General features: G+C 57.9%; 6 protein-coding genes. 2 read left to right on the top strand and 4 right to left on the bottom strand.

Annotation, left to right across the window (positions count from 1 at the left end):
- The coding region (locus A3754_RS04465) for an NAD(P)(+) transhydrogenase (Re/Si-specific) subunit beta (protein WP_063518941.1) at positions 1–1,108 on the top strand (1,108 nt) is incomplete at its 5' end.
- Between the two features lie 339 nt (positions 1,109–1,447).
- Here A3754_RS04465 and A3754_RS04460 read toward each other — a convergent pair.
- Together A3754_RS04460 and A3754_RS04455 are read right to left on the bottom strand one after the other, a co-directional pair.
- Positions 1,448–2,233: a YdiY family protein gene (locus tag A3754_RS04460; protein ID WP_063518940.1), complete on the bottom strand. Its 786-nt coding sequence runs from the start codon at positions 2,231–2,233 to the stop codon at positions 1,448–1,450.
- A gap of 10 nt (positions 2,234–2,243) precedes the next feature.
- Complete coding sequence (locus tag A3754_RS04455; RefSeq protein WP_063518939.1) at positions 2,244–3,062, bottom strand: mechanosensitive ion channel family protein; 819 nt, start codon at positions 3,060–3,062, stop codon at positions 2,244–2,246.
- Positions 3,063–3,362: 300 nt separating this feature from the next.
- Between A3754_RS04455 and metH the strand changes: the two genes are divergently transcribed.
- Complete coding sequence (gene metH, locus A3754_RS04450) at positions 3,363–7,064, top strand: methionine synthase (RefSeq protein WP_063518942.1); 3,702 nt, start codon at positions 3,363–3,365, stop codon at positions 7,062–7,064.
- Between the two features lie 57 nt (positions 7,065–7,121).
- Here the strand turns inward: metH and A3754_RS04445 are convergent, their stop codons facing one another.
- Positions 7,122–7,919, bottom strand: a complete 798-nt coding sequence (locus tag A3754_RS04445) for a DUF2189 domain-containing protein (protein ID WP_063518938.1) — start codon at positions 7,917–7,919, stop codon at positions 7,122–7,124.
- Between the two features lie 68 nt (positions 7,920–7,987).
- Positions 7,988–9,347, bottom strand: a 1,360-nt coding sequence (locus tag A3754_RS04440) for a PEP-utilizing enzyme (RefSeq protein ID WP_063518937.1), incomplete at its 5' end; no start/stop codon positions are given.

The raw sequence follows: 9,347 nt of genomic DNA, 5'->3' as shown, positions 1-9,347 counted from the left end.
CAACGGTTTTGGTGGCGGTGCCTCCTTTGCTGTTGCCTCAGCGGAATTCTTCCGTGGTTCCGCCAACGATACGGTATCCATCATCGCCACCGGCGCGGCCGTATTGATTGGTGCTGTTACCCTGACCGGTTCTCTTGTGGCGTTTGCCAAGCTGCAGGAGCTCATCGACGGCAAGCCCATGGGCTTCCCCGGCATGAAACTGGTTAACGCCATCCTGTTTATCGGTTCTCTCGTCGGTATCGGTTACCTGGTGGTTAACCCGGGTAACGAAATGGTGTTCTGGAGCCTGGTGGCAGCAGCCATGGTGCTGGGCCTGTTCCTGGTGCTGCCGATTGGCGGTGCAGACATGCCTGTTGTGATCGCCCTGCTGAACTCCTACTCCGGTGTGGCAGCCTCTGCGGCCGGTTTCGTCATGGGCAACAGCGCCCTGATCATTACCGGTTCCCTGGTAGGCGCATCCGGCCTGATCCTGACCAGCATCATGTGTAAAGCCATGAATCGCTCTCTCACCAATGTGCTCTTTGGTGTAATGGCGGAAGCAGGCGACGCCGTGGACGAAGACGAAGTCTACGCCGGCAAGGTGAAATCCACCTCCGCAGACGAAGTCGCAATGATGCTGGAAACCGCACGACGCGTCGTTATTGTACCCGGCTTTGGTCTGGCAATGGCACAGGCGCAGCATGCTGTACGTGAACTGGCTGACACCATGGAAGCCGCCGGTATCGAGGTGGAATACGCGATTCACCCGGTTGCTGGCCGCATGCCTGGCCACATGAACGTACTGCTGGCCGAAGCCGAAGTCCCCTACGACCAGCTCAAGGACATGGACCAGATCAACCCGACCTTCGAGCAGACCGACGTAGCCATCGTGCTGGGCGCCAACGACGTAACCAACCCCATGGCCCGCGAAGACAAAGGCAGCCCGATTTACGGCATGCCCATCCTCAACGTGGACAAGGCCAAGACCGTAGTTGTGGTCAAACGCTCTCTGAGCGCCGGCTTTGCCGGCCTGCCCAACCCGCTGTTCGCCAAGGACAACACCCTGATGTTGTTCGGCGACGGCAAAGGCGCGGTGCTGGATATCACCACCGCCCTGAAGGAAGGCTGATCCACCGCCTTCGCAAAGAAAGGAGCCTTCGGGCTCCTTTTTTTTGGCTCATCGCGGCTTAGAGAGAAAGCCATGATGGCGAGCCCTTCCCACGGAGTTTTGCCCAGAGCCTAACGCCTGATGCCGGATGCCTGACGTCAAACCCCATAGCCTGAGAGGCTGTCGCTATTGCGGCATCTCTTTTGAGGGATGGGCAGGAGGTTCCGGTCGTCCAGCATCTGTCAGGGCGGGACAATGCGACAAGCTCTGAAGCTGGCTGATTGCTCAATTCCGCGATGAACACAAAAAAAGCCCCGACCGTTACCGGCCGGGGCTTTTTTGTGACGCAGAAAAACCGCTCTACTGCAGGGTGTAAACCACACCGACAGAGAACGTATGATCCGTTTCCTTGGTGCCAGGCGGTACCGAGGAGTTATGTTCCAGCAAGTGGCGCAGGCGCAAGGCAAAGCTGGAATTAATCGCCGTGGTCAAAGACGTTTCAGCCCGTGTATCCGCGCCCTCTTCACCTACCTCGGTAGAGAAATCTTCCTTGAAGGTGGTGTTGTCACTGACGCGCAACTCGTACTTGATACCAATGCGGGCAATCGCATCTTCTTCCGAGTTATGGCAACTCATATAGGTGTCCTGGGGCTCCAGGCACTTTACGCGATAACCCGGACCGATTTCGGCATCCAGGGTTTGCAGATCCGAATCAATCCAGCGGCGACCTACACCGATGGCATAACTGGCTTCGTAGTGATACCCCGAAAAATTATCTTTCTGGTAGGTCAGCACATTGAAGAGGTAGTTTTTAGCATCTTCGCCAAGCTTACGGTCCAGCTTGTAGGAAGCGAAGTAGTTCTCATCCGTACGGTTGTATTCTTCCGTATCGGGATCCTCTTCCTTCTCGTTATTGGCATCAGCCTTGAAAGTATGACGCCATTTCTCGCTGTCCCGTGCCATATTAACGTTGGCATTGGTAGAGTCGGAATTGGTGTTGCCACGCTTGAACAACAACCCGACACCAATATCACCGGACCACTTTGAAACTTCACTGCCCTCGTCGGTGGCTGCATCTTCTGCAGCCACCGATACCGCCGGAAGCCCGGCGGCCAGCAGCATGGCAGCGATTGTCTTACTGCGCATGAATGACTCCTTAATCGTTTTTGTCGAAATGTACGTCCATCTGCGGGAACGGAATGCCAATGCCAGCTTCGTCAAAGCGACGCTTCACGGTTTCCGTGGTATCCCACAGAACCGGCCAGTAGTCCGCGCTATTTACCCAGGGACGGCACAAGAAGTTAACCGAACTATCCGCAAGCTCACCCACGACGATGGTCGGCGCAGGATCCTTGAGCACACGATCATCCGCAGCAAGAACCTCCTGCAGCACCTTTTTCACTACGGAAAGGTCCGCATCGTAAGCGACACCAAAAACCATATCCACTCGACGTGTGGGCTTTTCCGAATAGTTGACGATATTTCCGGACATGATTGCACCGTTGGGCACGGTCAGAACCTTGTTATCCGGGCTGTTCATGATCGTCGCAAAAATACGGATTTCCTTGACCGTGCCAGAGGTTCCCCCCGCCTCCACGTAATGCCCCACGCGAAACGGCTTGAACATGATCAGCATGACGCCCGCAGCAAAGTTACCCAGGGAATCTTTCAAGGCCAGGCCAACAGCCAGGCCGGCGGCACCCAGAATCGCAACCAGGGAGGTCGTCTCTATACCCAGTTGATCCAGGGACGCAATCACTACGAAAACGAACAGCAGAACGTGAACAATCCGCCCCAGGAAAGTGGCGACTGTTTCATCCATGCGCTTGTTTAGCAGCTTTTTAACCCAGCCACTAAGGCGGGCAACAATCCAGCTACCGACAATGAAAATAACCAGTGCCGCCGCAATGCTCCAGGCATAAGGCACCAGATTTTCATTGGCAAAGGTTTCCAGTTGGGTCAGATATTGATCCATTAAGCGTACTCCTCATCCTGTGAGCGCGAATTATGCCCGTTCCTGCGGCAAGCCCAAGCCATGCTGATGCCGCCGCGCGGGATTTTACAAAAATTTCATCCACTGGCCGCGAGACATGCCTGCCATTCCGCCACCAAGCCTGCCCAATAANGAAACCTAATGCACCTTATGGCCAGTCTGCTGCCGCCAACAATGCCCTTTTATCGCGATTCCCCCCGGAAAAAGCACCACATATTGGGTATCTGCGCCCTGCCCCGCTATAATGCACGCCCCAATTTCCCGCCCTTGCCGGAGCCATCGATGTCACAGAACCCGCGCGCTCAATTAACTGCCCAACTCAAGGAACGCATCCTGATTCTTGATGGTGGCATGGGCACCATGATCCAGCGCTGCCAGTTCAGTGAAGAGGAATTCCGCGGCAGCCAGTTCGCCGACTGGCCCAGCGACCTGAAAGGCAATAATGACCTGCTCAGCATGACGCAACCTGAGCGAATCAAGGCATTGCACAAGGGCTACCTGGACGCGGGCGCGGATATCATCGAGACCAACTCGTTTAATTCCACGTCCATCGCCATGGCCGATTACGACATGCAGGACCTGGCGCGGGACATCAACGTTGCCGCCGCCCGTGTCGCCCGGGAGGCCGCCGACGAAGCCTCCACACCAGACAAGCCCCGCTACGTGGCCGGGGTGCTTGGCCCCACCAACCGCACCGCCAGTATCAGCCCGGACGTGAACGACCCGGGCTATCGCAACACGAACTTTGATGCACTGGTGAACGCCTATCTGGAGGCCCTGGACGGCCTGGTAGAGGGCGGCATCGACATGGTGCTGATCGAAACCATTTTCGACACCTTGAATGCCAAGGCGGCGGTCTTTGCGGTGGACCAGTACTGCTACGAGAACAATCTGGACTTGCCGGTCATGATATCCGGCACCATCACCGATGCCTCGGGCCGTACCCTCACCGGGCAAACCACCGAGGCCTTCTACAACTCCCTGCGCCACGCCCGCCCAATCAGCTTTGGCCTGAACTGTGCACTGGGGCCCATGGAGTTGCGTCCGTACATCGAAGAGCTGTCGCGCATTTCCGAAACTTATGTGTCCGCCCACCCCAACGCCGGGCTGCCCAACGAAATGGGTGAATATGACCTGGATCCGTTCACCATGGCAAAAGAAGTCCGCGCCTGGGCGGAGAAAGGCTTTCTGAACATTATCGGTGGTTGCTGCGGGACTACCCCGGAGCACATCGCCGCCATGGCGGAGGCTGTTGAAGGTCTGGCGCCACGCCAACTGCCCGACATTGAAGTGGCATGCCGACTGTCCGGCCTGGAGCCCTGCACCATCGCCAAGGATTCCCTGTTCGTGAATGTGGGCGAACGGACCAATGTGACCGGGTCCAAACGATTCCTGCGCCTGATCAAGGAAGAGGACTACGATGCCGCGCTGGACGTGGCCCGCGACCAGGTGGAGAACGGCGCCCAGATCATCGATATCAACATGGATGAGGGGATGCTGGAATCCGCCGAGTGCATGGTGAAGTTCCTCAATCTGGTGGCCTCAGAACCGGAAATCTCCAAAGTGCCGATCATGATCGACTCCTCCAAGTGGGAAGTGATCGAGGCCGGGCTGAAATGCATCCAGGGCAAGGGGGTGGTGAACTCCATCTCCATGAAGGAAGGCGAAGAGGCCTTTCTTCATCAGGCGCGCCTATTGCGACGTTACGGTGCTGCCGTGATCGTCATGGCTTTCGATGAGGAAGGCCAGGCAGATACCCGTGAGCGCAAGGTGGAAATTTGCACCCGTGCCTACAAATTGCTCACCGAAGAAGTGGGTTTCCCGCCGGAAGACATTATTTTCGACCCCAACATCTTCGCCATTGCCACCGGGATCGAAGAGCACAACAACTACGCCGTGGATTTCATTGAAGCGGTAGGCGACATCAAGCGCACCCTGCCCCACGCCATGATTTCCGGCGGGGTCTCCAATGTGAGTTTCTCTTTCCGGGGCAACGACACGGTTCGTGAAGCCATCCACGCAGTGTTCCTCTATTACGCCATCAAAAACGGCATGGACATGGGGATCGTCAATCCCACCATGTTGGCCATTTATGCGGACATTCCCGAAGAACTGCGCAACGCAGTGGAAGATGTGGTGCTCAACCGCCACGAAGACGGCACCGAAGTCTTGCTGGATCTTGCCGAGAAATACCGGGGTAGCGGCGGCGAGAAAGCCAAAAAGGAAGATCTGGCCTGGCGTGAATGGGCCGTCGAAAAGCGCCTTGAGCATGCCCTGGTGAAAGGCGTTGCCGACTACGTGGAAGAAGACACCGAGCTGGCCCGCCAGAATGCCGCCCGCCCGCTTCACGTCATCGAAGGTCCCTTGATGGATGGCATGAACGTGGTCGGCGACCTGTTTGGCGAAGGCAAGATGTTCCTGCCCCAGGTGGTCAAATCCGCCCGGGTCATGAAGAAGGCAGTCGCCTACCTGATGCCCTTCATGGAGAAGGAAAAGGAAGAGCTGGGCACCCAGGATGAAGCCAACGGCAAAATCCTGATGGCCACCGTGAAAGGCGATGTGCACGACATCGGCAAGAACATTGTTGGCGTGGTGCTGCAATGTAATGGCTATGACGTGGTGGACCTGGGCGTCATGGTGCCTTGCGAGACTATTCTCGAGGTAGCCAAAGAAGAAAATGTGGACATCATTGGCCTCTCCGGGCTGATTACCCCCTCGCTGGAAGAAATGGTGCATGTGGCCAGCGAGATGCAGCGCCTGGAAATGGACCTGCCGTTGATGATTGGCGGTGCTACCACCAGCCGCATTCATACCGCGGTGAAGATTGATCCGGCCTATGACAAGGCCGTGGTCCATGTTGCTGATGCCTCCCGTGCCGTCGGCGTGGCCTCCAGGCTGCTCTCCAAAACGGCCAAGGACGACTTTGTCTCCGAACTCAAGGAAACCTACGAGGCACTGCGCGTCCGGCGCAAACAACAGCAGGTGGACCGCAGCCTGATTTCCATTGATCAGGCCCGGGAGCATCGATTCCAGCCTGACTGGAGTGATTACACGCCGCCCGAGCCCAAGGTGAAAGGCCTGAAGGTGCTGGACGATTATCCATTGGATGATCTGGTGCAACGCATCGACTGGACGCCCTTCTTCCGTGCCTGGGAGCTGGCCGGCAAATTCCCCAAGATCCTCGACGATGAAGTGGTCGGCGCAGAAGCTACCAAGCTCTACCGGGATGCCCGGGAAATGCTTGAGAAAATCATTGAAGAAAAGTGGCTAACTGCCCGTGGTGTAATGGGTTTCTGGCCGGCCAACTCGGATATGGATGATATCCAGCTGTACCGCAACCCGGGTGATGAGCAGCCATTCATGACCCTTCATCACCTGCGCCAGCAGTTGGACCGAAGCAAGAACGACAAGCCGGATTTCTGCCTGAGTGACTTTATCGCGCCCAAGGAAACCGGGCTCACCGACTGGCTGGGTGGCTTTGCGGTTACCGCCGGCATTGGTATCGACGAACATGTCGCCCGCTTCGAAGCCGACCATGATGACTATTCCGCCATCATGCTCAAGGCACTGGCTGACCGGCTGGCGGAAGCGTTCGCCGAGCGCCTGCACGAAAAAGTGCGCAAGGACTACTGGGGCTACGCCAGCGATGAGGCACTGAGCAACCAGGACATGATTAGCGAGAAATATCGAGGCATCCGCCCTGCCCCGGGTTACCCGGCGTGCCCGGACCATACAGAGAAAGCCTTGCTGTGGCAGTTACTGGACCCGGAAACCCATGCCGGCATGACGCTAACCGAAAGCTACGCCATGCTGCCCACTGCGGCTGTATCCGGCTGGTACTTCTCCCACCCACAGGCCAAGTATTTCGGCACCGGCAAACTGGCAAAGGACCAGATGGACGACTACGCCGCACGCAAAGGCATGACACGCAAGGAGATCGAACGGATGGTGCCCCACCTGCTGGGCTACATGGACGAGGACTAGGCCCTCAGGCTGTTCAGAGAAATGCGGGGATCGTTGCCGGAAAGGCGGTTCCCGCATTCAATCTGCATCCTCAGCAGGAAGCGTAAAGCGCGGCTCCCATACGCTGGCATCAATCACTTCGCGGTAGGCATGCCAGGTGGCATAGCCAAGCACCGGAAGCAGCACCACCAGCGCCAGGTAGGCCGTTAACAAGCCCACCAGCAGGCAAACACCAATCAGGCAGGCCCACACAAACAGCGCCGGTTTATTGCGTAGCACCGCGTTGGTGCTGGTAATCACCCCGGTCACCATGTCCGTCTTGCGATCCATGATCATGGGCAGTGAAAACACGCTGGCGGTGAAAACGATGGCGCAGAACAAGGCGCCCACACTGCTGCCCACCCCGAAGAACAGCAGTACATTCTCCAGGTGCCACTCATTAACCGGGTAAAAGATATAAATCAGATTCGCCGCCCGGGCCCACACCAGAAACACCACTACCAGAATCACGGTAAAGGTAAGGGCGTCACCCATGCAGGCCCGCGCCTGCCGTAAACTCTCAAGCAAGCTGGGCTTGCGCCCTTGCTGCAGCTGGATGCTGATATCGTAGAGATTGAGCGCCAACAGCGGCCCAAGAAAGACAAAGCCGGAAAGCAGGCCCAGATACAGGCCCATATTACCGAACCACCAAGTGGCGGCACTGATCAGGTAGCTGATGACGAACATGATGCCGCCATATACCAGGCTTGGCCCTGGCGCCGCCCGAAAGTCCTGCCATCCCTTGCGCAGCCAGCGCAGTGGCGCGCGGGTATCGACCGTGTGGCATGGGGCCACAAACGGGCGAGTGTCTTCTTCCTGATTCGGTGGTTGCGTCATGGAACCTGCCTCTGTGGGACAAGAACAACACGTGAGCCCTGCACTTTTCGCCTTCCAGCCCGATCGTCCTAGCTGGCGTTATCGTCATCCATAACCGGAGCGACATCAAGCTGGCCCTGGGTGGCATCCAGGGTTGCCTGCAGATTGTCCTGCACGCTATGCATGACATCACTGGCAGACCAGATGGCAGGAATGCCATAGGTCACCGCCAGGCTGGCGGCGGCGTTAGCCGGATCCTGCTCGGCAATCACCAGGCCCGCCGCCTGTACCAGCCAAGGCAGCCATGCGGGTTCCACCTGATCCACTACCACGATATCGCCGGGCAGGACCTTGTTCAGGCACCAGGCGCTGCATACCCGCCGGATCGGCCCTTCCGCAGAACCATCAACCAATGGCAAGCCGCGCAACAATGGGCTGAGGCGCTGCCCGCCGCCGAAACCATAACCCACCTGATCCATCTTCCAGTCCGGTGCGCCTTGCAAGCCATCATCCAGATAACGGAGTTTACGGTCACCAATGACCTCTCTGCCTGCACTGGCTGGCAGCTTTTGCCCCATCCACAGCTGCCAGAGCTCATCAAAATACAGGAAATAGATATCATCCGGGTGCTGCAGCGTGCCCTGCTCGACCACGATAGCCCCCATGGAACGCAGCAGACGGCGAAGACGGTTGCCGATGGCAAAACGCAGGCCTCGTGCCGTACGCGCCATACGCAACGCATTGGCGTCCTGCTCACTCGGTTGAGCCAGTTGCCCGTCGCTGACTATCCCCGGTTGTTGCAAGCCATTCAGGGTAGCCGCCTGGGCCGGGCCTTCATTTAATGGCGCGTGCACCGGGTCGGCACCTGGGCGCAGCGAGGTCTCTCGCACCGCCTCAAGATCCCCCCGGGCCAATGCTTCCACTGCCTGCAATTCAGCGGGGGTGACCAGCAGCGCTAGCGGTAACGGCGCCTCATAGCGAGGCAGGGCATCGGCGAGGGTCAGATAGGCAAGCTCACCGTCCACCCGACTGAGCGCCTCTCCCATGGCATCCAGTCGCATAAAAGCCCGCCATAGCGCTTCACGGGTCACGTCCGGCTCTTTCCAGTGGCGAATATCCAGGGACAACTGCGTCAGCGTCCACCGGTGGCGCCACTGGGTAACGGTGTCGGCAAGGCGCGAACGCAAGCGCACTGGTGTTGCCTCATCATGGATTTCAAGCTGCTGCCAGGCCGGAGGCACAAAGCGTGCTGCGCCTTTGTGTTGTTGCTGGAGTTCGCGAAAAAAAGCGCAATTGGTATAGATGTGGCTGTGCTGGCGCCGATAAGGCTCGACCTTGGCCAAACGGCTCCAGCCGGCCTGTTCGACCAGCGGCTCCCAGAAGGCTGCTTTCAGCCAACGGCCCGCGAGGGTGTACCACAGCGGCGTTTCTACCTGATTAAACAGCCCT

The sequence above is a fragment of the Alcanivorax sp. HI0083 genome (assembly GCF_001635175.1).
The sequence above is the reverse complement of the archived record's forward strand: the minus strand, read 5'-3'. Positions and strand labels throughout refer to the sequence as shown.